We start from the raw sequence: 25,571 nt of genomic DNA, 5'->3' as shown, positions 1-25,571 counted from the left end.
CCAAATGTCCTATGCCACCACCCTACCCTCACGGGCGACCGTCCATGCACACCTTTCGGCACACGTATGAATACAGGCGGCGAGAGGAAGAGACAAGCTTGTGAGGCGATTATTGAACCCCGTCGATGCAAACAAAAAGCCGCCACAGACCGTAAGACCTGCGGCGGCTTCGCCTTAATTAATAGTTGAGTAAATACCTGAGCCTATCCCTCGATACGGCTCAAGAACTCACGGGTGCGCTGCTCGCGCGGATGGTCGATGACCTGCTCGGCAGGACCCTCCTCGACAATACGACCGCCATCCATAAAGACCACGCGGTCGGCAACATCGCGCGCAAACTGCATTGCGTGGGTCACGATCACCATCGTCATATTCTGCGCGGCAAGGTCTTTAATGACACGCAGCACCTCGGCCGTCAGCTCGGGATCGAGCGCCGAGGTCGGCTCGTCAAAGAACAGGATCTCCGGGTCGAGCGCTAGGGCGCGGGCAATACTCACGCGCTGCTGCTGACCGCCCGAAAGCTCACACGGAACCTTATTCTCGTTGCCCACAAGCCCCATCTGAGCAATCAATTCATACGCACGAGCTTCCGCCTGCTCGCGCGGGCGCTTAAGCACGCGGATCGGCGCGTCGATGATGTTTTTCATCACGGTATAGTGCGGGAACAGGTTGTAATTTTGGAACACCAGGCCGAATCGCGAGCGCGCCTGCTTGGGAACATCTCCCTTCGCATAGACCGCGCCCGATCCCACATCCGTCGCAACCGCAAGGTCGCCAAACGAAAGCGAGCCGCCGTCGAGTGTCTCGAGCAGCGTAGCGCAGCGCAACAGCGTTGACTTACCGCCACCCGAGGGTCCGATAATCGCCACGACCTCGCCACGCTTTACCTCGAGTGAGATATCCTTGAGCACCTCATTGCCGCCAAACGCCTTACGCGCGCTTTCGATTTTCATCACTGAGTTAGTCATGATAATAGTCCAGCTTCTTTTCGGCAGCGCCCAGCAGCATCTCGACGACGAAGTTAAAGACCCAGTAAATCAGCGCCGCAATCGCAAACGGCACCATGCTCACCTGCGAGGCGACCAGCGCCTTGGCCGTCGAGAACATCTCGCCCACGCCGATGGCGAACGCCAGCGACGTGTCCTTGACCAGTGTGATGATCTCGTTGCCCATCGCCGGCAGAATACGCTTGGCGACCTGCGGCATCACGATATACAGAAACGTCTGCAGACGCGAGTAGCCCAGCACCTCGGCGGCCTCATATTGACCGCGCGGAATCGACTGCAGGCCCGAGCGATAGATCTCGGCAAAGTAGCCGGCGTAGTTGATGATGAACGCCACGACGCACGCCGTCCATTTGGAATCGGGCGTGAGCGAGATGCCAAACACGTAGTACGGGGCAAAGTAGATCGCAAACATCTGCAGCATAAGCGGCGTGCCGCGCATCACCGAAATATAGATGCGCGCAATCCAACGCAGCGGCGCGACCTTGCTCATGCGCATAAACGCCACGGGGATTCCCAGCGGAATCGACCCGAGCAACGTCAGCACAAACAGCTGCAAGCTGACCAAGAATCCCTGGCCAAGCATCTGCATCATGACCTGAATAGACAACCCAAGCTCTCTTTCACAGTAACGGAACAGCGGGCGTTAATTGAAATAGGCACAGTGCCCAAGATTGCGAGCGACAAGCCCGACGAAGCGTACTTTGGTACGCGAGGAAGGTTGGAGCCGCAAGGTTGGGTGCTGTGGCTATTTCAAAACCCAGTTGTCGAAGGATAGACCATAGCTTGAATACTTATCGCACAGGTCCTTGACCGTGCCGTCCTCGTAGAGCGCCTTGAGCGACTCGGTTACAGCATCGGCCGACTTGGTGTCGCCCTTCTTAAAGCCGACGGCGTAGTGCTCGCTGGACAGCGGCTTGTCGAGCTGCGTATAGGCATCGGGCTTGGCGGCCAGCTGATACTGAGCAATCGAAAGGTCACAGGCGACGGCATCGACCGCACCACTCTCGAGCTGCATAAACGCCGTGTTGTACTCACCGATGGTATCGAGCGTGGCAAACGTTGCGGCCAGATCCTTCCGGTCGCCCTCGAGCACATCCTGCGCAGCGGAATCAGTCTGGGTAATCACGGTCTTGCCGGCAAGATCGTCCCAGCTCTTGATACCCGCGTCCTTCTTGACCACCAGCACCTGTTCATTGAGCATGTACGGCTCGGAGAACGCGTAATCGTCCTCGCGGCCCTCCTTGGTAAAACCGTTCCAGATGCAGTTGATGGCGCCTGAGTTAAGCAGCGTATCCTTGGCGTCCCAGTCGATGGCCTCGTATTTGACCTCCCAGCCCTGCTTATCGGCAACAGCCTTGGCAAGGTCGAGGTCAAAGCCGGTGTACTCGCCATCGTCGCCCACAAAGCCATACGGAGGATAGGACTTGTCAAAGCCCACCACGAGCTTCTTGGACTCCGCAGCACCCTTCACGTCCTTGGCTGCGGCAGAGCCCGCAGCGGAGCCCTTGCCGGCACCACCACCGCAGCCGACAAGACCAAGGCCAAGCACCGTGGCAAGCGAGCCGGCTAGACCAACAAACTGACGACGAGACATATCGGTATTCATGGTATTCCCCCTTGATGGCACTTTAGTTAAGTAAAGTGAGTCATGTAACGTTCAGAATCATACACTTTAGTGGGATAGAGTACAAGGGAGGGCTTGCCCGGCGCGGGCGGGGAGCGGCGCGGAATTAAGTTTCCTGCTCTACAGTCCTGCGCAAGACGGAAAGCACATTTAGTGCTTTCCTTTGCGTGCGGAACTCGCGATAAACTTAATTCCGCGCCGCTCCCCGCCCGCGCCGGGCAAACGTCGTTGGACTTATCGCTGACATGAAATGGCCGCTTGCATATCGTCCACTAGCTTGGCACGGTACAATTGCTTCGGACTTTTCTTTTTCTTTAATAGTGGAGTTAATTCATGGCAGAATCTCGTGCGGAGCGTAAGGCTCGTCGTGCTTTGATCGAGGCGGCTGAGGGGTCGGAGGAGAAAAAATCTTCTACGAAATCCGAGTCGTCTCAGGATGCGAAGGGTAAGTCGGCCAAGGGCAAGGCTAAGGCCAAGCGTTCTGGCTCTCGTCGGGGCGGGGATAAGGCGCCTCAGGCTCGCCCCAAGCGCCCGCTTAACGATTCGGTTCCGTCCTCGCGAAAGGTCGTGGATCCCAAGTCGCCTTGTTCCATCATGCGGGCTTGTGGTGGGTGTACGGCGCTCAATCGTCCTTATAAGAAGCAGTTGGCGGCCAAGCAGGCTGCTATGGAGGAGCTGTTTGCTGAGCTCTGTGAGCGCGAGGGCATCGCCGTTGATTACATTCGCGGTATGGGTGTTACTCTGGGCGACCCGGGTAAATATCCTGCGCCGCGTGGTTTTCGTCATAAGGCTGCTACCCCCTTTGCTCCCGGTAAGGAGGGCACTGTCCGTTGCGGTTTCTTTGAGCGCGGCACGCACAAGATCGTTGCCGTACCCGAGTGTCCTGTCGAGGCGCCGGGTGCCCGTCAGATTCTCAACGGCATCGCACGCGAAGCTGAGCGGCTGCATATTCCCGCCTTTAATGAGGACAAACATCTTGGTTTGCTTCGCTATGCCGTCGTTCGCTGCGGCTGGCGCACCGACCAGATTATGGTCACCCTCGTGACCGCTCAGCGCGACCTGCCGCATGCGCAGGAGTTCTTTGAGGCTGTCGCCGCACTCGATCCGCATATCGTCACCGTCGCTCAGAACATCAACGGTCGCCCCGGCAATGCCATCTTGGGTGAGGAGACTCGTATCGTCTATGGCGCCGAATGCATGCGCGACCAGCTGCTCGGCTGCGAGTTCGATATCTCCCCCACCGCGTTCTATCAGACCAATCCGCAGCAGACCGAGCTGCTCTATCAGCTCGCGATTGACGGCATGAATTTGCAGCAGGGCGACGTACTCATGGACGCTTACTGCGGCAGCGGCACCATCGGTCTGTGCGCAGCTAAAGAAGCCCAGAACAAGGGTATCGGCATTATGCTGCTCGGCGTGGAGCGCAACCCGGCGGGCATTGCCGACGCACGTCGCAATGCCGAGCTCAACGGCCTCACCCGCAGCGCTTGGTTTATGGCCGACGACGCCACCGATTACATCCTGGACGCCGCCGACAACAATGAGCGGATCGATGTCCTTTCCATCGACCCGCCGCGCGCCGGCTCCACCCCCGAGTTCCTCGAAGCCGCCTGCGCACTCAAGCCGCGCCGCATCACCTATATCAGCTGCAACCCCGTGACCCAAGAGCGCGACCTGCACCAGCTCCTCGACGGAGGCTATCGCCTGCTCAAGATCACGCCCGTCGACATGTTCCCTCATACCGACCACACCGAGACGGTAGCAGTCTTAACCCGAGAAAAATCGGTCAAGAGCTATGCCTATGTGAACATCTCTCCGTCCGAGCTTGGTATGGGCGGCAAGGTAAAGAAGCCGACGTATAAGCAGATTCAAGAATACGTTCTGAAGAATCATGGCTTGAAGGTCTCGTCGCTGTACATCGCAAACCTCAAGGACGAGCTTGGCTTGGATAAGCAGTTCTCCTACGAAGAGGCGGAAATGTCAGCCGAGAAGAGACCGAAGTGCCCACCTGAAAAGCGCGAGGCGATTCTGGATGCGTTCCGTCATTTCGGACTTATAGGAGAAGACGAGACGGAGAAGTAGAACACTGTATTTTGCGTTCTAAGATGTTATAAGCCCGTTGGGGTACTCCGTGTACCCCAACGGGCTTTTTTCGTGCCTTAAAACGCCTCTGAAGCGGTTTGAGGGATGTTCGAGCGCCCATGTGCATCTCGCATCCGCTCGATGCAAGGGTGGCCGCCCTGCGGGCGGCAGTTGGATGCGGGTGAACGTACAGAAGGGATGCGGCATGGGCCTCGTTCATTAAAGCCTATTAACGTATAGAAGGTTTGTTCCAGTTTTGAAATTCGATTTTATTCTCATTTATGAGGGTTTTTTCCTGAAAACTGCCCATTTGTTCCAGTTGTTCCAATTCGCAAAATCGGAGTTGGAACAAGTTTTTCCCGTATTTACCAGGCATTTCTAGTGAATGTTCCATTTGTTCCAATTATTTTCAAACCTAAAGCGCGAGAAAAAGAATACAGGAAGGGGTCTTATATATGTATTCACATATATAAGACTTGTTGAAAACTGGAACAATTGGAACAAACGCGCAAAACCGCAGGTAAACGCGGAAAAATCCTGTTCCAATTCGAAAAACGGAGTTGGAACAGGATTCAGCGAATCGCGCAAAGACGCAGGTAAACACGGAAAAGTCTTGTTCCGGCTTTTTTGGAACAAACTGGAACAGACCCCGCAATCCTTGGCGTACGTCTTCTTCCCCTGCCGATGCGTTCGGGGCGCGGGCAGAAGATTTTTTGAGCCTATTTCTGCCCATAAATGAGCGGAAATAGGCTCTGACCTGCGGCGACGGGAAAATTGATATTGCTTTAATTGCCCTAATGGCGTATAATGAAACATATATAGATAAATGGCTCAGCACCCGTCCCGTCCTCGATGCGGGGTTGCTATCGGGAATAGGAGCCGAGCGCTCGGTCGAATAGGCCGTGCGTCACGGGCGAAACAACGAACACGAAGCTCCCGTGGAAACCGAGATAGGCAAGGCTTTGCGCCTCTGTCCTTCTTTGGTTTCCACGGGAGCTTTTTTTGTTTCGCGAAAAGGACTTTGAACATGGAGGTGGCTGGTTATGGCTAAAGGAAAGAAGCAGGTAAAAGAGGTAAATCCCCTGTACAAGACGACGCGTGAGGTGGCGGCGTTCCTCGGTTTGAGCGCGGGGACGCTCTGTGTCTGGCGCTCTCAGGGCAAGGGTCCGAGCTACTACAAGGTCGGAAACGCGGTTCGCTACAAGATTGACGACGTCGAGGCGTGGAAGAACGAGAACGTGAAGCGCGTCGAGCTGACGAATTAAGGAGGTGAAAGCATGGAGGCAAAAGAAAACCGCCCCGATGCCTGCACAGCTTCCGGGACGGCCGAATCTATATATAAATATTTTAGCACAGACGCGCCTGATATTCAAGAGGAACAGGGCTGGCTGTGCCTGCCCGAGGATTGTGCAGCGGACATCGTGTCGTTCTGCTCCGAGCAGACTATCGCGTACGACAATCTTCTCGCGTACGCCGCCCTGTCCTACCTTCAGGACATCGACCCCGAGAAACCGCCTTCGCGCGATACGCTCAAGTTCGAGCTTCTGACGCTGACGAACCGCTGCATCGACGCGTATAACTTAGGTAAACGCGACCCGAACGCGGCGCCCGGGGCGAAGCGCAAGGACGCCTACCCGGATGAGAAGCAGGGCGCGGAGCGTTACAAGCGCCTGTCGGGTCTCCATTTCTTGCAGATTGCCATTGTCCTGCGCGAGCTGCATCACGCTATCGGGATACCCTGCAACAGGGCTGACGACGACGGCAACTTCGACATAGGCGTCTATCAGGAGAGCGGTCCGAACAAGGGGTGCTATGACACGACCGAAGAGACCCTGACGCGCCTGATTCGCAGCTACAACATGGCAATCACCACGAAGGGCGTCACCGAGACGGTCGCCACCCTTCGCGACATCTGCGAGAAGAAGAGAGCGTGCACGGACAAAGACCTCGTTGCCGTGAACAACGGCATTTACGATTACGGCAACAAGATTTTGATGGGTTTTGACCCCGAGCTGGTCTTTCTGGCGAAATCCCATATTGATTTCGTCGACCATGCGCCGAATCCCGTCATCCATAACGGCGATGACGGCACCGATTGGGACGTCGTCTCTTGGATGAGCGAGCTTTCCGACGACCCGGAAATCGTCAAGCTCCTATGGCAAATCATCGGAGCCGTCATCCGCCCGAACGTGAGCTGGAACAAGAGCGCATGGTTCTATTCGACGCTGGGCAACAACGGCAAGGGCACGCTGTGCGTCCTGCTGCGCAACCTATGCGGGTCGGGGGCTTGGGCATCCATTCCCCTGAAGAACTTCTCGGAGCCGTTCATGTTGGAGCCTCTGACCCGCGTGTCCGCCGTCATTACCGACGAGAACGACACGGGGACGTTCGTGGACGACGCGGCGGCGCTCAAGAGCGTCATCACGGGCGACCCCTTCCAGCTGAATCGCAAGTTCAAGGCACCCCGCAACGTGCTCTTTCGCGGGTTCATGATTCAGTGCGTCAACGAGTTGCCGAAGCTCCGCGACAAGTCCGAATCCATGTACCGCCGCCTGCTGGTGATTCCGTTCGACAAGCGATTTCAGGGATGCGAGCGCAAGTACATCAAGGACGACTACCTGAACCGTCAGGACGTTCTTGAGTACGTGCTCTACCGCGTGCTCGCCGAGACCGACTATTACGAGCTTGCCGAACCGGATGCCTGCTCGGCGCTTCTGGATGATTTCCGCGTGGCGAACGACCCCCTGCGCCAGTTCGCCGATGAGATTTTCCCCGCGGCGTCTTGGCATCTGCTCCCCTGCAAGTTCCTGTACGACCTGTACCGCCATTGGTTCCAGCGCAATCAGCCCTCCGGTCGCATGCTCGGCCGAAACGCTTTCTATGAATCAATCGAGGGCCTTGCCGAGGAACAGGGCTGGCAGTTGCAGGAACGCGTCCGTGTGGACGGGCGTATGGATTTCCCCGAGCCGCTGATTCTCGAATATGACGTGACGGAATGGATGAACAAGACCTATCGCGGCTCCAACACCGACCGTCTGTGCATGCCGGAACTCAAGGACAGCTACCGCGGATACGTGCGTATCTCGACCGCCTTCTTCGACGGCGGTTATGACATAGACGATTCAACGATTAAGGAGGAATAGATTATGGCAACGAAGAGGTTTGATGACGTGGCCGAGAAGGCACGTGCGTTGGAAGCTCAGGCGAAGAAGCTGCGCCGCGAGGCGCAGGCCGCGAGGACGAAGGCTTACGCCGACGCGCTCGTGACGGTTTTCCCGGAAGTGAAGGACATGGGTTCGGCGGAAGAGGTCCTTGACTTCGTCAAGGGACTGAAGCCGGGTACCGGACACGGAACGCCGGATGCGCGCGCCGCTGGCGCTGCGGATTTCGGTCATGTTCCTACCGCAGAAGCTGGAGAGTCGTCGGAAGCGCACGGCGGTTTTTCCGGCGCGGCCTACCAAGGGTAGCCGTGCCGGGTTCCACCGAGGGATTCGGGTTCCATGTCGGACAGGGGAAGTCGTTCCCGTGTCCGACATGGACGGGCGAGGCTCGGTGGACAAAAGGCGGGGGTTCGAAGGGGACGGCGCAGCCGCCCCCTCGCAAGCTGACGGAGTAGGGCAAATTGCGAGAATCGCAATTTGTACGTACGAAGTCAATGCTTGCTCTTTTCCCCTTTGCGCAGAGACGTTGTGAGATTAGCCGAAAACGGCATTTCGGATTGTCCGCCGCAGGCGGGCGTTTCGGATAGCAGCAAAGGAGGTGTTCCGCATGGCGGAAACGTATGAAAAAAGAAGCGGGAAGGCGACGCGCCAGAAGTACGTGAAAGACCGCCGTGACAAGGTGGTTCAGGTGCGTATGAGCGACGCGGAGCTTTCCCTGCTGGACGAGCAGCGCAAGACGCGCTCGCGTTCCAACTTTCTTCGCGGCGCGCTGTACTCGAGTCGGTACGCGCCGTCCAGCCGCGAGGTGGTTCTGGACGTCCCGGCCCTGGACCGTGTCCGTGTCGAGCTGAACCGCATCGGCGTCAACATGAATCAGATTGCACGCGCGCGCAACCGGCGCTTGAGCGGCATGGGAATGCTCGACGCGACGCGTGAGGAAATGAGGACGAAGGACGAGGCGGAAGCGTTCCGCGATTTCCGCGATTCGGTGGACAAGCTCCGGGCGCAAGTCGAGGGACTGCGTGCGGATTTGCAGGCGTACGCCGAGACGGGAGGCGATGTCTGATGTCAACGACGCATGTGCAGTCGCTTCCGAACGTGCGCGGGCGCATGTCGTACACCGAGTTCGGCGAGGGAAAGCGCAGACGCGCTCATCTGGAAAACGGCACGGACCGCATCGCCGCGCAGATGGGTGACGCCGCCTCGAGAGGGGACTTCATTGTCTACTGCGAGGGGCAGAGGCATCGCCACCCGAACGCGGTCAACGAGGGCTACGAGCTGCGCATCTCATGGGCGACCGACGAGCTTGACCCAAGCAAGGCCGACGACATCCAGCGTGGCATGGAGTACGCGTACACGCTGTGCCACGAGCTTGCCCCCGACTCCATGTGCTGGGTCACCATGCACGTGGACGGCGAGGGAGGCTGCGTGCACGCGCACGCGACAATTGCGAATCACGATGCCCGTACCGGTCAGGTCATCAACAAGGGGGACACGAGCCTCTACGCTCCGCGCGTGAAGGCGGTCAATGACGAGCTGAGCCGTGCGTGCGGCTTTCAGGTGCTGGGAGCGGACAGGGAGATGTCCCTCTGGGAGCAGAAGCGCGAGACGTTCCAGCCGGATTCCTTCGACAGAAGGCTCGGCGACAGGGTGGCGGGTGCCCGCGACCGCTCCGGCACGCTGGACGAGTTCAGGCGCAATCTCGGGCTGAGCGGCGTGACGCTGAAGGAGACCTCGAAGACCGACAGGAAGACCGGCGAGGTCACGACGGGATGGTCCTACAAGGCCGTGGACGAGTGGGGACCGAAGCGCCGCACCCGCAAGCGCCGTGCCTCCAACCTCGCCGACGACCTGACCCGCGAGGGCATCGAGGCGTACTTCGAGGCGAAGCAGCACGAGCTTGAGGCACAGCAGCAGGACGCCCCGGCACCGGAGGTCCTTCCCGACGTGCCCGAGACGGTAGCGCCGGAGGAGCGGCCCTCTACGGATTCCGCTATCGACGTGTACGACCTCGACCGGGCGTACGTGTCGGAGATGGCGTCCGACCTTCAGAAGGCGCACATCCACCGCTCACGCGAGGAGGGCAAGCCCTTCATGGACGAGCGCTATCGGCAGATTGTTGAGGCGCGCAAACACCCGGACGAGCAGCTGGCGAAGCTGCGCGAGGACGTGGACGCTGCAAGGCGCGGGTTCCATGCCTCCAAGGAGGCACGCGACACCCTGCAACACCCGTGTCCGGGGCTTCTGGCCGGCATGCACGTGTTCGCCAAGGCGGGGTGCAACGCCCGTGACCCCGTGTCCCGCATGATGGCCGACATGACCGCCATGATGCTGCGCATGATGATTCAGGAGGCGCTCGCGGAGGAGCGTCGCAGGCAGCGCGAGGAGGCGGAGAGGCGCGTCTACGAGTCCCGCAAGAGCATGTGGGACGCCGAGAAGCGCCTCAAGGCGGCGGAGAAGGCATTGTCCGACGAGGACGAGCGCGAGGTCAAGGCACATGCCAAGACCATGCAGGCGCGCTATGCCAGGGCGCGAAGTGTCAGCCCAAGTACGCCGAGGTCGGCGGACAAGGGCAAGCAGTTCGGCGAGTAGCCGAAAAGATAAGGGAGCAGCGTCAGGCTGCTCCCTTTTTCAATGGATTTCAGGTGCCGGCACGTAGTCCCAGCTGGTCCCGAAGTGCGTGATTCCCCACACGTACAGGTCAAGCTCCTCGTCGTGGAACACCGGCTCGTCGGTGTGCTCCATGATAAACGACGGGTCCTGCACGATGTACCACTGGAAAATCTCCTCCCACGGTGCCCAGTCCCCGCTCACAGGTTCGAGCGGGCGGTTGGCAATCTCGTTCGCGAGCACCATCCCGCTGCACGTCTCGGCAAGGTCGGCGTAGGTCTTGATGCCGTAGTCACTCATCGCTTTTCCCCTCCGCTTCCCGCTCCTCGATTCGCTTGAGGTATTCCGCCACGCAGTAGCGCATGGTGCGCAGGGTCTCGCAGTCGATGCTCTCCATGAGGATGTCCCCGTCGAGGACGACCTCGCCCAGCGCGTTCACGAACCGCCACTCCATCACGTTGTCGATGCGCTTGAGCACGTCCTTCAGGGTGCCGCTGTCGCGCATGGGGGTGTTCCCGTCCACCTTCGACATGCGCTCAAGCTCCTTGGCCTTCGCCGAGCAGATGCGGGCGGTGCGCCTGAGCACCTGCGCCCTCCACATGGCCTCCTCCTGGGGGCTGTTGGGTTCAAGACGCTCCTTGTCCATCGTGTACCTCCTTATCTTCGTTTCAGAGGCACCCGACGCCGCAGGCGTCTTTCACGCATGCCCATCCAAAGCCCAGCGAAAGACCTCCGAAAGACCTTCGCGGGGGCTCTGTTCGGGCAGGGGCGCGAAATGGGCTCAGCACAGCCCACCGAAAGACCTTCGCAGGGGCTTTGTTCGGGCAGGGGCGCGAAAAGGTCTCAGAACAGCCCACCGAAAGACCTCGAAAAGCCCTTCAAAGGTCGGTGCGCTGTTGCTGATCCTGTTTCGCGGTATTCCGGAGCATCTGGGCAAAAAACAAGGGGAGCACCCGTTATGCGGATGCTCCCCTTGTTCGGAAAACGGACGTACGTGCCGTGATGATGCTGTCTTTACTGGTGGTTACGTCACCCGTTACTGACGAGCACCGCACGAACTGCAATACACGTAGTCCACGTAGGTTTCGGTTTGCCAGGTGCCGTGGTCTTCCTTGTGGGAACCAGTCTGAACCGTCTGGTTCTCGTAGACAGGCTCGGTGTGATAGTTACCCATACAACCCTGCTTAACGAGTGCTACAGCGTGCGCCTTGGCATCGCTAAGACTGGTCGTGGCGTAACCGTCCTCGGGGAATACCCAGCGAGTTCCAGTCTGAACCTGCTGAGTGCCGTAGTCGGGCACGTCGACCCAGTTGCTCACCCAGACGTTACGGGTAGCCGTATGGTTCACCCAGGTGTGCGTATGGGCGGGCTTGGAAGGCTGGCTGGATTGAGAAGGCTTGCTGGAAGTCGAACCGGAATTGCCAGAGTTCGAAGAACCAGTGTTGGAAGACTGGGAACCAGCGTTGCTCTTGTTGCTGTCAGCCTTGGCGTCGTCATTCTTGGCAGACGGCGTCGTCTGTGCAGGCTTGTCGTTGACATCGACGTCCTTGTCGGCGTCAGTCGCCTCCTGCTTGGTCTTGTCGCTCGCGTTCGGGTTCTTGGCGACGTTGCCGTCGAGCTTGTCGAGGATGCCAGTGCCGGCATCGCCCTTCAAGGTCTCGTCACCCTTCTTGATGGCGTCCTTGGTCTTGTCGACGATGTCGGCGAGCATATCGTCGGTGACCTTGTCGGCGGGAATCTGCGCCATAGGGCAGTTGACGGCGGGTGCGGTCTTCGCGTCGGCGTCGACGGTGATGTCGACGGGAGCGCCCGTGTCGTAGATGTCGAATGCGGAACCGTCGGAGTTGACGGGGCTGACGAAGCTCACGGTGTAGTCGCCCTCGGCGAGTTCGACCGTGGAAGTGCCCTTGTTGCCCTCGGCATCGGGGGTCACCGCGTGGTAGAAGTCCACGTCGTTGCCCTCGATATGGGCGATGGCGGGCGTGGAGTTCTCGTCCCAGCCGTGGTCGGCCGTGACGCTGAGGGTCACATCGACGGTCTTTTGTTCGTCGGTATCGGTCTTGTCTTGCTGTGTGAAAGCGCCTGATGCTGCGGCAATCGACACGGCTATGACGGCAACGACTACGATTGCTATGGCCGCTGTATGTGGCTTGTGGCTTTTAACCCATTCGATTGCCTTTTCCATTTAGTCCACCTCTATCCCTTTTGTGTCAGGGGTGTCTAACACGAAGCCGGCGTGGTTTTCGTTGACTATTGTGGCAAGCCCGCTGAAGCCGGCGAATGTCGTGTCGTAGACGGTCTGCTTATTGACAGGCGAAAAAAGCTCGATGCGCTCGTTGCGAGTTGCCTTCCCGGCTTCGATATAGCTTACGTTTATACCCCAATTGAGTACATCGGCAGGGGTTTGCTCTTCGTAGTCTGACTCCCCAATGTGGCCTAACTGCGCTTTGTAGAAGGAATACGAAGGGGCGTCGAAGGATATCGTCTCGCTCTGCGTGTTGTTTCCGGTGCCGTCTGTCTCAATGCGAAGCGTGTACGGCTGAGCCTTCGGTTCCTGATACGTAGCCGACTTAGTTGCGGCCTGACCGTCTTTCGCCGCGTTCAGTAGAGCTTCCAATTCGGAGAGCGTTTGGTTGTAAATAGACTTCGTCTGTTCTAAATCAGCGTCGGTTAGGTCTGACAGTGCGCTTCCGCCAAGCCAGGACGTGTACGTGCCGCTGTCGGACTCATCTTTCAGAGCATCGTAGGCGCTTTGAATGTGCTCAATAGCCGGAGCTGTACTGTCGAGGGCGTCCTTACGTTCTGCGTCGAACGCCTTCTTGTCTTGCTCCTTTGCCATTTCAACAATTTCATCGTCAGACTTACCGTTCAAGTCTGCGAATGTCGCTCCATCGCATTGGTATGCGGTGACGTTGCCCTTTCCGTCAAAGACAAGAATGCGGTCAATTTCTCCGTCTTTCTCTATTGCGTCATTCTTGTTGTACTGCACCCATACGCTTTTCTGCCCGAAAGCCTGAGATACAGCAAGCGGCTCACTCGCACTCTTCACATCGTTTGCACCCCCACAGCCTGCGAGTGTGAGTGTGAGCAGGCATGCAGTGGCTACCGCAGCTGCGGTAAGTCTTCTCTTCTTCATCCTATGTACCTCCAAATGATTAAGATTTTTAGCCTCACCCGCCGCATCGAAGCGGATGCGGGTCTAATGATATGTCGGGGCCAGAAGAATATGAAGTGTATGGGCTGAAAAAGGCCTATACAGATTATTAAATTGTACACACATTCTCCATACGATTCAAAAGTAGATGAATTGTATGGGCGGTTAGAGGATGAAATACTACGAAATAGGACAGCGCATACGCCGCTATCGCAAGGCATGCGGTCTGTCGCAGGAGGCTCTTGCCGAGAAGGCGGGCATTTCTGCAACGCATATGAGCCACATCGAGACCGGGAACACCAAGCTGAGCCTTCCGGTTCTCGTAAACATTGCTGAGGCTCTTTCGGTGCAGACGGATGCTCTGCTTTACGACACCCCACGATTTTCCAAGACGGTTGCGTCGGAACACATACAGAATCTGCTTGATTCATGCACGACGGAACAGCTCTATGTGATTATTGATACGCTCGAAGCTCTCAAGGTTTCACTGGACAAGCACGTGGGTGATTGAATTGATTCACGGCCTCAACTTGTGAAAGCCCGGTACGAATAGGTGCCGGGCTTTTTTCGTGCGCCCATAGGTCGCTTATGTTGCCTATATACACCCACAGGCTATTGACAAAATACACGTTTGGGCGCATAATACCTACATAAATGGGGGTGATTTCAATGGATGAGAACACAGACAGCATGACTCCAGCCGAGGAGCTTAAACACATGCGCGAGCTGTACGGTATGAAGCGCTCCGAGTTCTGCGAGCATTTTGGAATCCCTATACGCTCGCTGCAACATTGGGAGATTGGAGACCGCAAGCCGGCTCCATTTCTGATTTTCCTCATTCGCAAGGTGTACGACCTCGAACAGGAGAATAAATACTTGCAAGAGTGCATCGACACACTCGACCGTCAAAACGATGAGCTGAAAGCACTTATTAAGTCTCAGGCAAATACACAGTAATAACCGAGGTGGATTTTCATGAGTACAAATAAAGAATTACGCGAGGGGGTGGCCGACAAGGCAAAAACCTGCTTCCTGTATGTTCGCGTCTCCACGAAGATGCAGGTGGAGAATGGGGAATCAATCGAGGCGCAGCTGTACGACCTGCGCGACTATGCAAAGCGAAATAACCTCCGCATCTTGCACGAATATATTGACGATGGATATTCAGGTAAGAACATCACCGGGCGTCCCCACTTCCAAGAGATGATGGAAGAGATAAAATCCGGTGTTCGCGTGAACTATGTTCTTGTGTTCAAGCTGAGCCGTTTCGGGCGTAACGCAGCAGACGCACTTTCGTCGCTTCAGCTTATGCAGGATTACGGAACAAACCTCGTCTGCGTCAAGGATGGCATCAACAGCGAAGCCCAGATGGGCAAGATGATGATTGCGTTCATGTCGGCGTTCGCAGAAATGGAACGTGAAAACATCCTTGTTCAGACGATGGCTGGGCGCGAGCAGAAGGCCCGCGAGGGAAAGTGGAATGGCGGACAAGCCCCCTATGGCTATAAGCTCGTCAAGGACGAAAAGGGCAAGGGGCATCTGGAAATCGACGAAGACGAGGCGGAAATCGTTCGCATCATATTCCGCGAGTACACCAAGAACGGCAAGGGCGTTATGGCGCTCGCATCTTGGCTTAATGCGCAGGGATACCGTAAGAATGTCCGTGGGAACGGCAAGTACGAGCACTTTGTCCCGACGTTTCTAAAGAACGTACTGTGCAACCCTGTATATATTGGAAAAATCGCTTACGGACGTCGCAGGACGACACCCGTCAAGGGCAAGCGCAACGAATACCGCATGATTAAGCAGTCCGATTATGACGTGTACGATGGAGAACACGAGGCCATCATTGACGAGGCTACATGGAACGCGGCACAGGAGCGCATGGCCGAGGAGTCTCATCCGTTCCCGGAAGCAAAGACTGGCGAGCACGTGCATCTTCTCACGGGAATGCTCATCTGCCCGGTATGCGGGCGCAAGATGATTGCCAACGTCTCACACGGAAAGCGAAAGAAGGACGGGACTGTAGGCAAGTCCACCTACGCGTACGCCTGCAAATACAGCAAGAAACAGTTCGGGCCAAGTTGCACGTTTACCCGCCAGTTCAAGCAAGAGTACATCGACAGAGAAGTAATCGAGGTCATAGCACGTGCCGCCTACTCCGATGTATTCGAAGAGCGTGTGCGCGACGAGCTTGATGCCGCTGTGGATATTGAGAAGCTGGAAGCGGACGTGGAACGCATAGGCAAGGCACTGGACAACAACAAGGCGGCAAGGCGCATGCTGTCCCGCAAGCTCGATTCTTTGGACGTGTCCGACCGTAGCTATGAGCGTAAGTACGAGGATATGCAGGCGCGGCTCGATAAGCTATATGACGAGTACGCAGACATCGAGACTGCGTTCGATGACGCAAAGTCGAAGCTGGAGAGCGCCAAGGAGAAGCAAGTGACGACTGCTCGCATATACGAGATGCTTGACGAGTTTCGTGAGCATTTCGACGAGTATGACCCTGTGCGTAAGAAGGAGATTCTGCGGCAGGTAGTGGATAGCGTTGAGATAAATCCTGACGCAAACCCGAAGAAGGGTGACACGATTGTGACGCGCGTGCGCTTCAAGTGCCCCGTATCCTTTTATCCTACGTTGCCCGAAGAGGCTTATGATGCACTCGGCGTCAAGGAGTTCAACCGCTTGGAAACGACAGAATATGTTTCCGAGAAAAATTCTCGGGTTGGCGAAGATACCGTTGAAACAGTAGCGGTCCTAGAGCGCCGCTAACCAACCCCGGTAGATTTTTGGGACAAGAAAGGGGGCGGCCCGTCTGGACCGCCCCCCCCCTTCGTTGGGCATATGAGCCTCGTTACATCCCCTTGCGCAAATCGCACACGCCGGCTGCCGCCATCTCGCGCAGCAGCGTCTCGCGGTCACGCGTCACGATCAAATCCAACGGGAAGTGAATCTCGTCGAGCATCTTGCGCGCCTGGTCAAGCTTGCCAATGGCCATACCAATGTGCGCATCAGTCGACACGCCAATGCCCACGCCCAGCTCGGCGCAGCGCTCGGCGATCTTGCGACACACGTTCCAATGCTCGGCATCCGTGCCATGCTCAAGGCTATGGTTGTTGATCTCGATAATCTTGTGCTTGGCCTTGGCCGCCAACAGCACCTCATCGATATCGAACGGCACGCCCGAGCGCCCCGTATGCCCCAGCATGAACACCTTGGGGTGCTCCAGGGCATTGATGTACATCTGGGTCGTTTGGGCGAGCGTCGCGCCTTCGGCAAACTGCGGGTTATGCACGCTTGCCACCAAATAATCCAAATTACGCGTCACCAAATTGAACAGCGAATGCTGGTGACTGTACGAATCGCCAGCAATATCGAACGACACGGGAATGTCCTCGCCAAACAAGCTTCCGTCCAGCGAAACGATATCGGCCTCGGCACCGCGAAGCACCAGCACGCCACTCCAAATGCGCGGCCAGATGTCCTGGTTGATAAAGAACTGGAAACTGCGCAGGTCATTGGGGCAAGGCGTAACCATCGAGCTTAAATGGTCGGCAGATCCAAGTACCTGCAGGCCACGCTCTGCCGCCCAATATATGTTCTCCTCGATGGTTGAATACGCATGCGCGGAGAACATCGTATGAGTATGGATATCACAAGAAAGCAGGTAGGGCATCGGGTCTCCTTATCCGGTATGGCCGTCGCGTATATTCATTGTACGCATAGCATTCGATGGTCGTAAAACCGCTCCATCCCAACGACACAACGTCCATGACAACGGGGTCTGGTTTAAAACCAAACCCCGTTTCACGTAAAACATTGTAAGCAGAGCGCTTTACTTTTGACGATACTCGTCGGCCAGCTGCTTCCAGGCAGGCAGTGAGTTGACGATAGTCTCGTAGCTCACGCAGTAGCCCAAGCGGAACCAGCCCGGCATGCCAAAGCTGTCCGAGGGCACTGCGAGCAGTTCGTACTTCTTCGCGCGCTCGCAGAAGGCGTTCGCATCGGGCTCCAGCGCTTTCACCCATAGGTAGAACGCGCCATCCGGCTCAACATAGGTGTAGCCGTACTCCGCTAGCGCATCGGTAAGCGCCGTGCGGTTGCGTGCATAGGCCTCAACGTCACTCGGCTCATCGATGCAATCGATAATCACGCGCTGGAAGAGCGCCGGTGCGCACACGAAGCCCAGCGTACGGGCAGCACCCGCAACAGCCGGCATCAGACGGGCAGCCTGCGGATTGGTGTTGGGAACCAAGATCCACCCCACGCGCTCGCCCGGCAGCGACAGCGACTTGGAATACGAGTAGCACACGATGGTGTGCTCGTAGATCGAGGGCACCCAAGGTACCTCGGCACCGTACACAATCTCGCGGTACGGCTCATCCGAGATGAGCATAATCGGATTCTCGGGATCGCGCTGAGCGTTGGCCTCGCGCAGAACATTGGCCAGTCGCGTCAGCGTGTCGCATGTATATACGGCACCGGTCGGATTGTTGGGAGAGTCAATGATGACGGCCGCCGTCTTATCGCTGATCGCCTTGAGCACGTTGTCCACGCTCAGCTGGAACGTATCTTCATCGGCGAGCGCCTCAACACACGTACAGCCGGCCTTCTCAATCCAAACGCGATACTCCGGAAAGTACGGGGCGATAACAATAACCTCGTCGCCCGGGTTCGTAACGGCGTTGAGCGTGCAGGTGAGCGAAGCCGCGGCACCCACCGTCATAAATACGTCTTTGCCCTCATAGCTCGTGCCAAAGCGGCGGTTGAGCGATTCGGCCACAGCGGCACGACATTGCGGCAGGCCCGGTGCGGGCGTGTAGCCGTGCAGCTGGTCGCTCGGCAGCTCCAGGGCCTTCTTAATCGACTCAGCCACAGCAGCGGGCGCCGGAACGCTCGGATTGCCCAGCGAAAAATCGAATACGTTTTCCGCACCGATCTGCGCCTTGCGCTCAAGGCCATAGCTAAAAATCTCACGGATGATGGAGCTTTCCGCGCCGCGAGCATACATAGTTTCGTTGATCATCTGTTCCCCTTTCGCATAGGCGCTATTGTACGCTTTAGCCGAGCAAAGTGCCGCAGCAATGTTAATTGGGGACAGACTTAAATGCGTGAAAACGCTCATTTAAGTCTGTCCCCAATCAACAGACGGCCCCATATCGCTCAAAAGAAAAAGCCTCCGCAGGTTTCCCCGCGGAGGCTTTCGCCACAAAGACTATTTGTCGGCGTCGGCGTCGGCATCGACGACGGCATGGTCATCGCCAGCATCATCGGATGCGACTTCGGCATCCTCCTGCATGGCCGCCTGCGCAAAGGCCGCGGCATCAGCCGCCAGCTCTTCCTCGCTCATACGGGGCGTGCGCTTCTTGGTCGGCATGCCGGCCGCCTTGGCATTGCGCTCCTCCTTGGCCGCCAGGATATCGCCCTCGCGCTCAAGGTAGGCGTCCCACTCGTTGTCGAGCAGGGCGTTCACGGCGTCACCCTCGACGGTCTCGCGCTCGAGCAGCACCTTGGCCATCAGGTCGAGCTGATCGCGACGGGCATCCAGGATCTCGACCGCACGACGATGGGCCTCACGCATAATGCGCTGGACCTCAATGTCGATGCGACGCGCCGTCTCCTCAGAGTAGTCCTGATGATCGGCATAGTCGCGGCCCAGGAATACCTGATGCTGCGCCTCACCAAACACCTGCGTTCCAAGCTCCTCGCTCATGCCCAGGCGCGTGACCATCTCGCGCGCCATCTTGGTCGCGCGCTCCAGATCGTTGCTCGCGCCCGACGTGATGTCGTCGCACATGAGTTCCTCGGCAACGCGGCCACCCAAGAACACGGCGAGCTCGTCGAGCATCTCGTTCTTGGTCTTGAGGAAGTGGTCCTCCTGCGGAAGCTGCAGCGTGTAACCCAAAGCCTGGCCGCGGCTGACGATCGAGATCTTGTGGACCGGATCGGAGTGCTCCAGGATGTGACCCACCAGGGCGTGACCGCTCTCGTGGTAGGCAATCGTGGTGCGCTCGGCCTCGGTCATCACGCGACCCTTGCGCTGCGGTCCGGCAATCACGCGCTCCATCGATTCCTCGACCTCGTCCATCGAGATCACGGAACGATGGCGGCGGGCAGCCAACAGCGCAGACTCGTTGAGCAGATTTGCCAGATCGGCACCAGTGAAGCCAACGGTCATCTGGGCGAGCTTCTCAAACTTAACGTCCTCGTCCATCGGCTTGTTCTCGGCATGCACGCGCAAGATCTGCTCGCGGCCCTTCACATCCGGACGGTCGACCGTAACCTGACGGTCAAAACGACCGGGACGCAGCAGCGCCGGATCCAGAATGTCGGGGCGGTTGGTGGCGGCGATCAGGATGACCGACTCGCTTTCCTCAAAGCCGTCCATCTCGACCAGCAGCTGGTTGAGCGTCTGCTCGCGCTCGTCGTGACCGCCGCCCAAGCCAGCTCCGCGCTGACGTCCCACGGCATCGATCTCATCGATGAAGATGATCGACGGGGCCTGGGACTTGGCCTCCTTAAAGAGGTCACGCACACGGCTGGCGCCGACACCTACGAACATCTCGACAAAGTCGGAACCCGAGATGCTAAAGAACGGCACGCCCGCCTCGCCGGCAACGGCCTTGGCCAGCAGCGTTTTACCGGTGCCCGGAGGGCCAACCAGCAACACGCCACGCGGGATCTTGGCGCCCAGCTTGCGATAGCGATCCGGATCGCTCAAAAAGTCACGGATCTCCTCGAGCTCCTCGACTGCCTCGTCCACTCCGGCAACGTCTTCAAACTTGACCTTGGGGCGTGTGGCCTCGTTGGTCTTGGCGTTGGTCTTGCCAAACTGCATGTTCCTGTTGTTGGCGCCCATCATCTGGCGCATAAAGTAGAACATGATGGCGATAAGGGCGATCGTCGGAAGCACACTCATCGCCAAGTCGCCCCAAAAATCGGGATCGTTGGTGTTGACGATGTACTTGGTATCGGGGTGCTCCGCCATGAGCTCGGCAAGCGAATCGGAGCCGACATAGGTCGAAGAGAAGCTCTTGAGCTCGCTCGTATCGCCCTTGTCCTTTTTTGTCTTCCAGTAATGACCCGTCACGCTTCCGTCTTGAACCGTATAGGTCAGATCTTCGACGCAATCCTGCTTGATGGCGCTGACCATCTCGCTCGTCGCGAGCTTAACGGTATTGCTGGAGCTGGCAAAGCCGGAACCCATATTAAAGAAGGCATAGCCCAGAAGCGCGCAAGCCAAAAGAAAATACAGCCAGCCCGTACGCGTGGGCTTCTTGCCTCCGGGCATCCCCGGGATCTTAGGCTCCCGGGGAGTCTGGGAATTGTTATCGTTATGGTCGTCGGGCATCTTACGAATAAACCTCCGGTTTCAAAATGCCCAGATACGGAAGGTTACGATAGCGCTCGGCATAGTCGAGGCCGTAGCCCACCACAAAGGCATCGGGGCAATGGGTTCCAACATACTTGGGCGTGATGGCCGAGGTGCGGTCCTCAACGTCCTTCCACAGGAAGGCAGCGACCTCCAGCGAAGCGGGCTTGCGGCTCTCGAGGTTCTTCATCAGGTACTTGAGGGTCAGGCCCGAGTCCAGAATGTCCTCGACGATCAGCACGTCGCGACCACGGATGTCGATATCCAGATCCTTAATGATACGCACGATGCCCGAAGACTTCACACCGTCGCCATAGCTCGAAACAGCCATGAAATCGATGTTGGTCGGTAGCTCAATCTTGCGCATCAGGTCGCCCATAAAGACAACGGCACCGCGCAGAACCGCGATCAGCACCAGATCCTTACCCGCGTAGTCGCGAGTGATCTCCTCGCCCAGGCGAGAAACGATGCCGTCGATATCCTCCTGCGTAAACAGAACCTTCTCGATATCCGGATGTTGAGAAGCCATGACAACCCTTTCTTGTGCTTAATCGCCCACACACCGCCGTATGGACGCGAACTACACATTCTAGCAGCGCACGGGGTATATTTTCCAGCCCGCGCACCATCAGCGCGGGAATACCGTCAACGCCGCACAGAATAGCTGGCGTAGGACGCTATTCCGCATCGACCACACGAAGCAGATATGCCACGCGCGTTGCGGCCGTGCACTTAAAACGCTCGTCCGCGCGAACTCCGGCGACCCACACCACGGCACCTCCCGGCGCCGTCCTCACCATGGGCACGCCGGCGCGCTCGGAAACGGGAATGCGAGCCTCGCCTAGCAAGTCGGATACTTTCTTGCTTCGGCCACTCATCCCTAACGGGCACATCACGTCTCCCGGTGCGGGACCGTCCACCCACAGGCGCGCCAATCGCGCCTCGACAGGGATCTTGCCACGCGAGCCCACCAGGATCCGCTCACTATCGCTGTCGGCAAAACCCAGGGCAGCCGCGTCTACCAAAGCTGTCACTTCCCCGGCAGCCGCAAGCTCACGGGCGCGACGCACGATATCGCATCCCGGCTCAACGGCCATCGGTTCTGTGACCAGCATACGTCCCCCGCCCAACGGCAAACGACCGGGTACGGTAACCCAGTCCGCGACCAGGCCCTCGCGAGCCGCCGGCGCCTTAAACGCCAGCATGCCAAACTCAATGCGTGCGTCAATCCCCGCCGGAAGCGTGACCGAGCCGGCGCCCTCGGCAACGCAGGAAAGGACTCGCTCCACATGTCGCATCTCTGGACGAGCGTCCGGATCGATGCGCTTAATCGCCAGTCGCACGATGCGCCGCGCGATTACCACCTCGGCCGCAGCAAGGCGTCTGGCATCGAGCACTAGCGCGCCCGCCGCCTCCTTGCGCAGGCAGCTTCGAAACGCCTGCGCCGACAGCTGGGATAGAAACGCGTCTTCGTCACCCAAGATCTCACAGGCGGCGCCAATCGTCTTGCACACGCTCGCATTACGCTGTGCCACCACTGGCATTACCCGATGGCGCACGTAGTTTCGCAGATACGAGATATCCTCATTGCTCTCGTCTTCACGCCACGGCTGACCATGTACCTGTAGATAGCCCACAAGCTCGCCATGAGTTAGGTCGAGCAAGGGACGCACCACGATATTCCTCCGGCGAGGAATGCTCGATAGACCAGCGGGCCCCGAACCCTTAATCGCGTTCATCAAAAACGTTTCCGCGCGATCCGAAGACGTGTGCGCGGTGCAGATACGAGCCGCCGTTCGCGGCACCCCCGTCTGGGCGCAGAGTTCGCGAACATACCTCCGCGCCGCGGCATAGCGCACCTCGCGGGCCGCGGCCTCAATATTGCCCGACTCCCCATCAAAATAAGCGTGCTCCACACACAGCGGTAAACCATATTGCGCGCAGAGCTCACGCACAAAGGCCTCGTCGCCATCGGACGCCTTGCCGCGCAGATGATGGTTTACATGCAGCACATGCAGGCGCTCGCGAGCAATGGGGGCAACACCGCGTCCGTCTTGGATATCCAGCTTTGATGTGCACGCCATAAGAAGCAGTGCCGTCGAGTCCGCGCCGCCTGATACCATGAGCACGACAGGAGCTGCCTGCTGCCTCGTCCGGGTCTCATCGACTGCCCCAGGCACGGCATGGTGTCCGTAATGCTGTGATACCGTTGGCATTCGCTTCCTCCTTTATTCGTCCGCACCCATTGTATCCTTTGGAATCTTATGTCTTGCCTGCACCTTCATATCCTCGGCAGTGGCTCTAAAGGCAACTGCGCACTCATCGAGGGCCCGCAGGGGCTCATTATGGTCGATGACGGACTGTCTCCCCGCGAGACATTAAAGCGCATGGCAGAACTGAGGCTCTCGGCAGACAACGTCTCGGCTCTTCTCATTACTCATGAGCATAGCGATCACATCAAGGGCCTCGATGTCTGGTGCAAGCACTGGCACGGCCCCCTCTTTGCCAGCAGGGGCACTCTTTCGAGCAAAGAAAATCTTTCGCATCTGCCTGTCGAGGAATTCGATCCCGGTGACACCCTATCCATTGCCGGCATCCACGTGCAAACCTACTCAACGTCACACGATGTCATCAATCCAGTCGGCTATCGATTCGACACCCTCGATGATTCCATCGGCTTTGCCACCGACACCGGAGAGCTATCGAGCCAAGCCATGAACACCCTCAAAGATTGTCGAGTCCTCGCACTCGAAAGCAACCACGATGTGACCATGCTGCGCGAGGGAGAATATCCCCGCTTTCTTCAGGAGCGCATCCTGTCTGAAAGGGGACACCTCTCCAATGGCCAAGCCGCCGAAGCCGCGCGCGAACTTGTTACCGATCGCACCGAACAGCTCATTGCCATGCATATCAGCCAAGATAACAATCGTCCGAGCCTTACCGTCAAAAGCTATGCCAAAGCTCTGGCCGCAACCCTGGATGACGAGGTCGGCAGCTCCGCAACCCTTCTCCAAGGATCGCGAAAACTCTCGATACGCCCTGCGAGTCAGTATCAACCGGCAACCATTCAATAGACTGTCCTAAACAACAAAAGGGGCCGGGAATCGCTTCCCAGCCCCTTTTGTTGTCTTTTAATAGCGAAGAACACCAACGAAGTTATTCGATGGAGATCTTCGTAACGTTCTTCTTCTCGACGATCTTGGGAACCGTAACGGTCAGGATGCCGTCAGCGTACTTAGCCGAGAGGCCCTCGCTCGAAGCGTCCTTAAGATACACGCCACGCGTCGCGCTGTACGAGCTGAACTCCTTCTGCAGGAAGTTCTTGCCCTCGTTCTCCTCGTCTTCCTCGACATTCACGCTAATGGACAGACGGCCCTCGTTAAGCTCGACATCGATATCGTCCTTGGCGACGCCGGTCAGATAAGCCTTGACCTCATAGCCATCGCCCTTATCCTCAACGTCAACGGGGAACGCCTTAGAGGCAATCGAGCTGTTCGCTAGGTCGCTCATATCATCAAACAGATCGAACAGCGAGCTTGCAGAGGGACGAACGCCAAAAACCGAACGATAAGGAACCATGCTTGCCATGTTTACCACTCCTTTATAGGACTGCCGAGTCATCTTCCAGGTGACTGGGACTTCTTTTGACGCTCTTATATATGCCCACCCAGTGCTCATATATACATCGACTATAAAGTTTTTTGAGTCCAGTACTATAAGCATATCTAAGTGCGTATGACTTAGGTTTTAGGAAGGTTAAGGTTCTTTGAACCAGAGCTTAAATACCGAGTATGTCCCCAGCTACAAATAACAAGGGGCTTACAATGAGCGCGTACACGTTGTTGGTAACGAGCTAAAGGGCATCATGGACGACCAAAACCAGAACAAAATGTTTATGCCGACGCAGGGGGAAGATACTTCCACGCAGCCGCCACGGTTCCATCGCCCCCACATCTCGCAAGAGCCCATTAATGATCCGGAGCCCGAGTATGTGACGAGAAATCGATATCAAACACTCGAGGATGCCCAAACGGGGCGTAAACATATGGGCGTCGCCTCGGGAGACCCTGTATATCTGAAAGACGCACCATTATCTAAAAACAGCGCAGCTAGTGATGAGCCGATGAAAGCATCCGCCACTCATCAACAAAGAGGTCCTCGACCAAAGCAAACCTTGACGCATTCGGCTCGCTATCTCGAAACGCCAAAACAGGGAAAATCAATCTTCGTTTCATCAAGTAAACGACGCAAGCAGCATCGACTGACAATCCTGCTTTTGATCATTGTGGCCATAGCAGTTGCCCTTGTTATTCGATTTATCTTCTTTAAATAAAGGCTCAATACCAAAAACGATAAGATCGTCTGGTGTAATAGAGTCATTTACGCCCCATAAACGCAAAAAGGGGGAGGCCGCGAGGCCTCCCCCTTCTCAGTTCAAGCGTACGGCTCGGTGCCGTCCACCGGTCAGCGGCGCCCTGGCCTCCCACGGGCTGACCCCGCAGTACTCTCGGCGCGATGGGGCTTAGCTTCCGGGTTCGGAACGGGACCGGGCGTGCCC

The 25,571-nt window shown here is 57.5% G+C and carries 24 protein-coding genes and 1 rRNA gene; 11 read left to right on the top strand and 14 right to left on the bottom strand.

Annotated features, from left to right (window positions below):
- Nucleotides 1–203: 203 nt before the first annotated feature.
- The 3 genes from AAAX32_RS06795 to AAAX32_RS06785 form a co-directional block, all read right to left on the bottom strand.
- Entirely contained in the window at nucleotides 204–968 is a 765-nt protein-coding gene (locus AAAX32_RS06795; protein WP_349100342.1) for an amino acid ABC transporter ATP-binding protein, read from the bottom strand.
- Nucleotides 961–1,599, bottom strand: a complete 639-nt coding sequence (locus tag AAAX32_RS06790; protein WP_118206397.1) for an amino acid ABC transporter permease — start codon at nucleotides 1,597–1,599, stop codon at nucleotides 961–963. The genes AAAX32_RS06795 and AAAX32_RS06790 overlap by 8 nt, the downstream gene beginning before the upstream one ends.
- Nucleotides 1,600–1,752: 153 nt before the next feature.
- Nucleotides 1,753–2,613 (bottom strand): transporter substrate-binding domain-containing protein, encoded by an 861-nt coding sequence (locus AAAX32_RS06785; RefSeq protein WP_349100341.1) that lies wholly within the window; start codon nucleotides 2,611–2,613, stop codon nucleotides 1,753–1,755.
- 351 nt (nucleotides 2,614–2,964) lie between these two features.
- On the opposite strand from AAAX32_RS06785, the gene rlmD reads away from it, so the two are divergent.
- From rlmD to AAAX32_RS06755, 6 genes are all read left to right on the top strand, one after another.
- On the top strand, nucleotides 2,965–4,713 hold the full coding sequence (rlmD, locus tag AAAX32_RS06780) for a 23S rRNA (uracil(1939)-C(5))-methyltransferase RlmD (RefSeq protein WP_349100340.1): 1,749 nt from the start codon (nucleotides 2,965–2,967) through the stop codon (nucleotides 4,711–4,713).
- Between the two features lie 1,043 nt (nucleotides 4,714–5,756).
- Nucleotides 5,757–5,978, top strand: coding sequence for a helix-turn-helix domain-containing protein (locus AAAX32_RS06775; protein WP_349100339.1), 222 nt, complete (start codon nucleotides 5,757–5,759; stop codon nucleotides 5,976–5,978).
- A gap of 12 nt (nucleotides 5,979–5,990) precedes the next feature.
- Entirely contained in the window at nucleotides 5,991–7,856 is a 1,866-nt protein-coding gene (locus AAAX32_RS06770) for a phage/plasmid primase, P4 family (RefSeq protein WP_349100338.1), read from the top strand.
- A 3-nt stretch (nucleotides 7,857–7,859) separates the two neighbouring features.
- Nucleotides 7,860–8,180, top strand: a complete 321-nt coding sequence (locus AAAX32_RS06765) for a hypothetical protein (RefSeq protein WP_349100337.1) — start codon at nucleotides 7,860–7,862, stop codon at nucleotides 8,178–8,180.
- A gap of 301 nt (nucleotides 8,181–8,481) precedes the next feature.
- Nucleotides 8,482–8,940, top strand: coding sequence for a plasmid mobilization relaxosome protein MobC (gene mobC / locus AAAX32_RS06760; RefSeq protein ID WP_349100336.1), 459 nt, complete (start codon nucleotides 8,482–8,484; stop codon nucleotides 8,938–8,940).
- Nucleotides 8,940–10,466 (top strand): hypothetical protein, encoded by a 1,527-nt coding sequence (locus AAAX32_RS06755; protein ID WP_349100335.1) that lies wholly within the window; start codon nucleotides 8,940–8,942, stop codon nucleotides 10,464–10,466. The genes mobC and AAAX32_RS06755 overlap by 1 nt, the downstream gene beginning before the upstream one ends.
- A gap of 39 nt (nucleotides 10,467–10,505) precedes the next feature.
- Here AAAX32_RS06755 and AAAX32_RS06750 read toward each other — a convergent pair whose 3' ends face one another.
- From AAAX32_RS06750 to AAAX32_RS06735, 4 genes are all read right to left on the bottom strand, one after another.
- Nucleotides 10,506–10,784, bottom strand: a complete 279-nt coding sequence (locus AAAX32_RS06750; RefSeq protein ID WP_349100334.1) for a hypothetical protein — start codon at nucleotides 10,782–10,784, stop codon at nucleotides 10,506–10,508.
- The gene (locus tag AAAX32_RS06745; RefSeq protein WP_349100333.1) at nucleotides 10,777–11,130 is read right to left on the bottom strand and encodes a hypothetical protein; all 354 of its coding nucleotides are present in this window, start codon (nucleotides 11,128–11,130) and stop codon (nucleotides 10,777–10,779) included. Before AAAX32_RS06745 ends, AAAX32_RS06750 begins: the two co-directional genes overlap by 8 nt.
- Nucleotides 11,131–11,520: 390 nt before the next feature.
- A complete protein-coding gene (locus AAAX32_RS06740) occupies nucleotides 11,521–12,669 on the bottom strand; it encodes a hypothetical protein (RefSeq protein WP_349100332.1) in 1,149 nt (382 codons plus the stop codon).
- Complete coding sequence (locus tag AAAX32_RS06735) at nucleotides 12,670–13,620, bottom strand: hypothetical protein (RefSeq protein ID WP_349100331.1); 951 nt, start codon at nucleotides 13,618–13,620, stop codon at nucleotides 12,670–12,672.
- 190 nt (nucleotides 13,621–13,810) lie between these two features.
- Between AAAX32_RS06735 and AAAX32_RS06730 the strand changes: the two genes are divergently transcribed.
- The 3 genes from AAAX32_RS06730 to AAAX32_RS06720 all read left to right on the top strand — a co-directional run bounded on the left by AAAX32_RS06730 (nucleotide 13,811) and on the right by AAAX32_RS06720 (nucleotide 16,413).
- Nucleotides 13,811–14,149 (top strand): helix-turn-helix transcriptional regulator, encoded by a 339-nt coding sequence (locus AAAX32_RS06730; protein WP_152067543.1) that lies wholly within the window; start codon nucleotides 13,811–13,813, stop codon nucleotides 14,147–14,149.
- A 158-nt stretch (nucleotides 14,150–14,307) separates the two neighbouring features.
- Nucleotides 14,308–14,595 (top strand): helix-turn-helix domain-containing protein, encoded by a 288-nt coding sequence (locus AAAX32_RS06725; protein ID WP_349100330.1) that lies wholly within the window; start codon nucleotides 14,308–14,310, stop codon nucleotides 14,593–14,595.
- 18 nt (nucleotides 14,596–14,613) lie between these two features.
- Nucleotides 14,614–16,413: a recombinase family protein gene (locus tag AAAX32_RS06720; RefSeq protein WP_349100329.1), complete on the top strand. Its 1,800-nt coding sequence runs from the start codon at nucleotides 14,614–14,616 to the stop codon at nucleotides 16,411–16,413.
- 82 nt (nucleotides 16,414–16,495) lie between these two features.
- Here the strand turns inward: AAAX32_RS06720 and AAAX32_RS06715 are convergent, their stop codons facing one another.
- The 5 genes from AAAX32_RS06715 to tilS form a co-directional block, all read right to left on the bottom strand.
- Nucleotides 16,496–17,317, bottom strand: coding sequence for a phosphatase (locus AAAX32_RS06715; RefSeq protein WP_349100328.1), 822 nt, complete (start codon nucleotides 17,315–17,317; stop codon nucleotides 16,496–16,498).
- Nucleotides 17,318–17,476: 159 nt separating this feature from the next.
- A complete protein-coding gene (locus AAAX32_RS06710; RefSeq protein ID WP_349100327.1) occupies nucleotides 17,477–18,667 on the bottom strand; it encodes a pyridoxal phosphate-dependent aminotransferase in 1,191 nt (396 codons plus the stop codon).
- 189 nt (nucleotides 18,668–18,856) lie between these two features.
- Nucleotides 18,857–20,932 carry an ATP-dependent zinc metalloprotease FtsH gene (gene ftsH / locus AAAX32_RS06705; protein WP_349100326.1) on the bottom strand — a complete coding sequence of 692 codons (2,076 nt, stop codon included), beginning with the start codon at nucleotides 20,930–20,932 and terminating at the stop codon, nucleotides 18,857–18,859.
- Between the two features lie 61 nt (nucleotides 20,933–20,993).
- Nucleotides 20,994–21,542, bottom strand: a complete 549-nt coding sequence (hpt, locus tag AAAX32_RS06700) for a hypoxanthine phosphoribosyltransferase (RefSeq protein ID WP_006235600.1) — start codon at nucleotides 21,540–21,542, stop codon at nucleotides 20,994–20,996.
- Between the two features lie 148 nt (nucleotides 21,543–21,690).
- A complete protein-coding gene (gene tilS, locus AAAX32_RS06695; protein ID WP_349100325.1) occupies nucleotides 21,691–23,229 on the bottom strand; it encodes a tRNA lysidine(34) synthetase TilS in 1,539 nt (512 codons plus the stop codon).
- A 48-nt stretch (nucleotides 23,230–23,277) separates the two neighbouring features.
- Between tilS and AAAX32_RS06690 the strand changes: the two genes are divergently transcribed.
- Nucleotides 23,278–24,087, top strand: coding sequence for an MBL fold metallo-hydrolase (locus tag AAAX32_RS06690; RefSeq protein WP_195544770.1), 810 nt, complete (start codon nucleotides 23,278–23,280; stop codon nucleotides 24,085–24,087).
- 82 nt (nucleotides 24,088–24,169) lie between these two features.
- Here AAAX32_RS06690 and AAAX32_RS06685 read toward each other — a convergent pair whose 3' ends face one another.
- Nucleotides 24,170–24,601 (bottom strand): Hsp20 family protein, encoded by a 432-nt coding sequence (locus AAAX32_RS06685; protein WP_055310182.1) that lies wholly within the window; start codon nucleotides 24,599–24,601, stop codon nucleotides 24,170–24,172.
- Between the two features lie 277 nt (nucleotides 24,602–24,878).
- Here AAAX32_RS06685 and AAAX32_RS06680 point away from each other — a divergent pair, with 277 nt between their 5' ends.
- Nucleotides 24,879–25,346 (top strand): hypothetical protein, encoded by a 468-nt coding sequence (locus AAAX32_RS06680; protein ID WP_148331335.1) that lies wholly within the window; start codon nucleotides 24,879–24,881, stop codon nucleotides 25,344–25,346.
- Nucleotides 25,347–25,475: 129 nt separating this feature from the next.
- On the opposite strand, the gene rrf is transcribed toward AAAX32_RS06680, so the two are convergent.
- Nucleotides 25,476–25,571, bottom strand: a 5S ribosomal RNA gene (rrf, locus tag AAAX32_RS06675); the annotation flags it as partial.

The sequence above is a fragment of the Collinsella sp. CLA-ER-H3 genome (assembly GCF_040092425.1).
Classification (GTDB): Bacteria; Actinomycetota; Coriobacteriia; order Coriobacteriales; family Coriobacteriaceae; genus Collinsella.
This window is presented reverse-complemented; position numbering and strand designations above follow the sequence as displayed.

What these genes read in the sequence shown, in the direction of transcription:
- AAAX32_RS06795 (WP_349100342.1), bottom strand. Translation starts at nt 968, where the DNA reads ATGACTAACTCAGTGATGAAAATCGAAAGCGCGCGTAAGGCGTTTGGC.
- AAAX32_RS06790 (WP_118206397.1), bottom strand. Translation starts at nt 1,599, where the DNA reads ATGATGCAGATGCTTGGCCAGGGATTCTTGGTCAGCTTGCAGCTGTTT.
- AAAX32_RS06785 (WP_349100341.1), bottom strand. Translation starts at nt 2,613, where the DNA reads ATGAATACCGATATGTCTCGTCGTCAGTTTGTTGGTCTAGCCGGCTCG.
- rlmD (WP_349100340.1), top strand. Translation starts at nt 2,965, where the DNA reads ATGGCAGAATCTCGTGCGGAGCGTAAGGCTCGTCGTGCTTTGATCGAG.
- AAAX32_RS06775 (WP_349100339.1), top strand. Translation starts at nt 5,757, where the DNA reads ATGGCTAAAGGAAAGAAGCAGGTAAAAGAGGTAAATCCCCTGTACAAG.
- AAAX32_RS06770 (WP_349100338.1), top strand. Translation starts at nt 5,991, where the DNA reads ATGGAGGCAAAAGAAAACCGCCCCGATGCCTGCACAGCTTCCGGGACG.
- AAAX32_RS06765 (WP_349100337.1), top strand. Translation starts at nt 7,860, where the DNA reads ATGGCAACGAAGAGGTTTGATGACGTGGCCGAGAAGGCACGTGCGTTG.
- mobC (WP_349100336.1), top strand. Translation starts at nt 8,482, where the DNA reads ATGGCGGAAACGTATGAAAAAAGAAGCGGGAAGGCGACGCGCCAGAAG.
- AAAX32_RS06755 (WP_349100335.1), top strand. Translation starts at nt 8,940, where the DNA reads ATGTCAACGACGCATGTGCAGTCGCTTCCGAACGTGCGCGGGCGCATG.
- AAAX32_RS06750 (WP_349100334.1), bottom strand. Translation starts at nt 10,784, where the DNA reads ATGAGTGACTACGGCATCAAGACCTACGCCGACCTTGCCGAGACGTGC.
- AAAX32_RS06745 (WP_349100333.1), bottom strand. Translation starts at nt 11,130, where the DNA reads ATGGACAAGGAGCGTCTTGAACCCAACAGCCCCCAGGAGGAGGCCATG.
- AAAX32_RS06740 (WP_349100332.1), bottom strand. Translation starts at nt 12,669, where the DNA reads ATGGAAAAGGCAATCGAATGGGTTAAAAGCCACAAGCCACATACAGCG.
- AAAX32_RS06735 (WP_349100331.1), bottom strand. Translation starts at nt 13,620, where the DNA reads ATGAAGAAGAGAAGACTTACCGCAGCTGCGGTAGCCACTGCATGCCTG.
- AAAX32_RS06730 (WP_152067543.1), top strand. Translation starts at nt 13,811, where the DNA reads ATGAAATACTACGAAATAGGACAGCGCATACGCCGCTATCGCAAGGCA.
- AAAX32_RS06725 (WP_349100330.1), top strand. Translation starts at nt 14,308, where the DNA reads ATGGATGAGAACACAGACAGCATGACTCCAGCCGAGGAGCTTAAACAC.
- AAAX32_RS06720 (WP_349100329.1), top strand. Translation starts at nt 14,614, where the DNA reads ATGAGTACAAATAAAGAATTACGCGAGGGGGTGGCCGACAAGGCAAAA.
- AAAX32_RS06715 (WP_349100328.1), bottom strand. Translation starts at nt 17,317, where the DNA reads ATGCCCTACCTGCTTTCTTGTGATATCCATACTCATACGATGTTCTCC.
- AAAX32_RS06710 (WP_349100327.1), bottom strand. Translation starts at nt 18,667, where the DNA reads ATGATCAACGAAACTATGTATGCTCGCGGCGCGGAAAGCTCCATCATC.
- ftsH (WP_349100326.1), bottom strand. Translation starts at nt 20,932, where the DNA reads ATGCCCGGAGGCAAGAAGCCCACGCGTACGGGCTGGCTGTATTTTCTT.
- hpt (WP_006235600.1), bottom strand. Translation starts at nt 21,542, where the DNA reads ATGGCTTCTCAACATCCGGATATCGAGAAGGTTCTGTTTACGCAGGAG.
- tilS (WP_349100325.1), bottom strand. Translation starts at nt 23,229, where the DNA reads ATGCCAACGGTATCACAGCATTACGGACACCATGCCGTGCCTGGGGCA.
- AAAX32_RS06690 (WP_195544770.1), top strand. Translation starts at nt 23,278, where the DNA reads ATGTCTTGCCTGCACCTTCATATCCTCGGCAGTGGCTCTAAAGGCAAC.
- AAAX32_RS06685 (WP_055310182.1), bottom strand. Translation starts at nt 24,601, where the DNA reads ATGGCAAGCATGGTTCCTTATCGTTCGGTTTTTGGCGTTCGTCCCTCT.
- AAAX32_RS06680 (WP_148331335.1), top strand. Translation starts at nt 24,879, where the DNA reads ATGGACGACCAAAACCAGAACAAAATGTTTATGCCGACGCAGGGGGAA.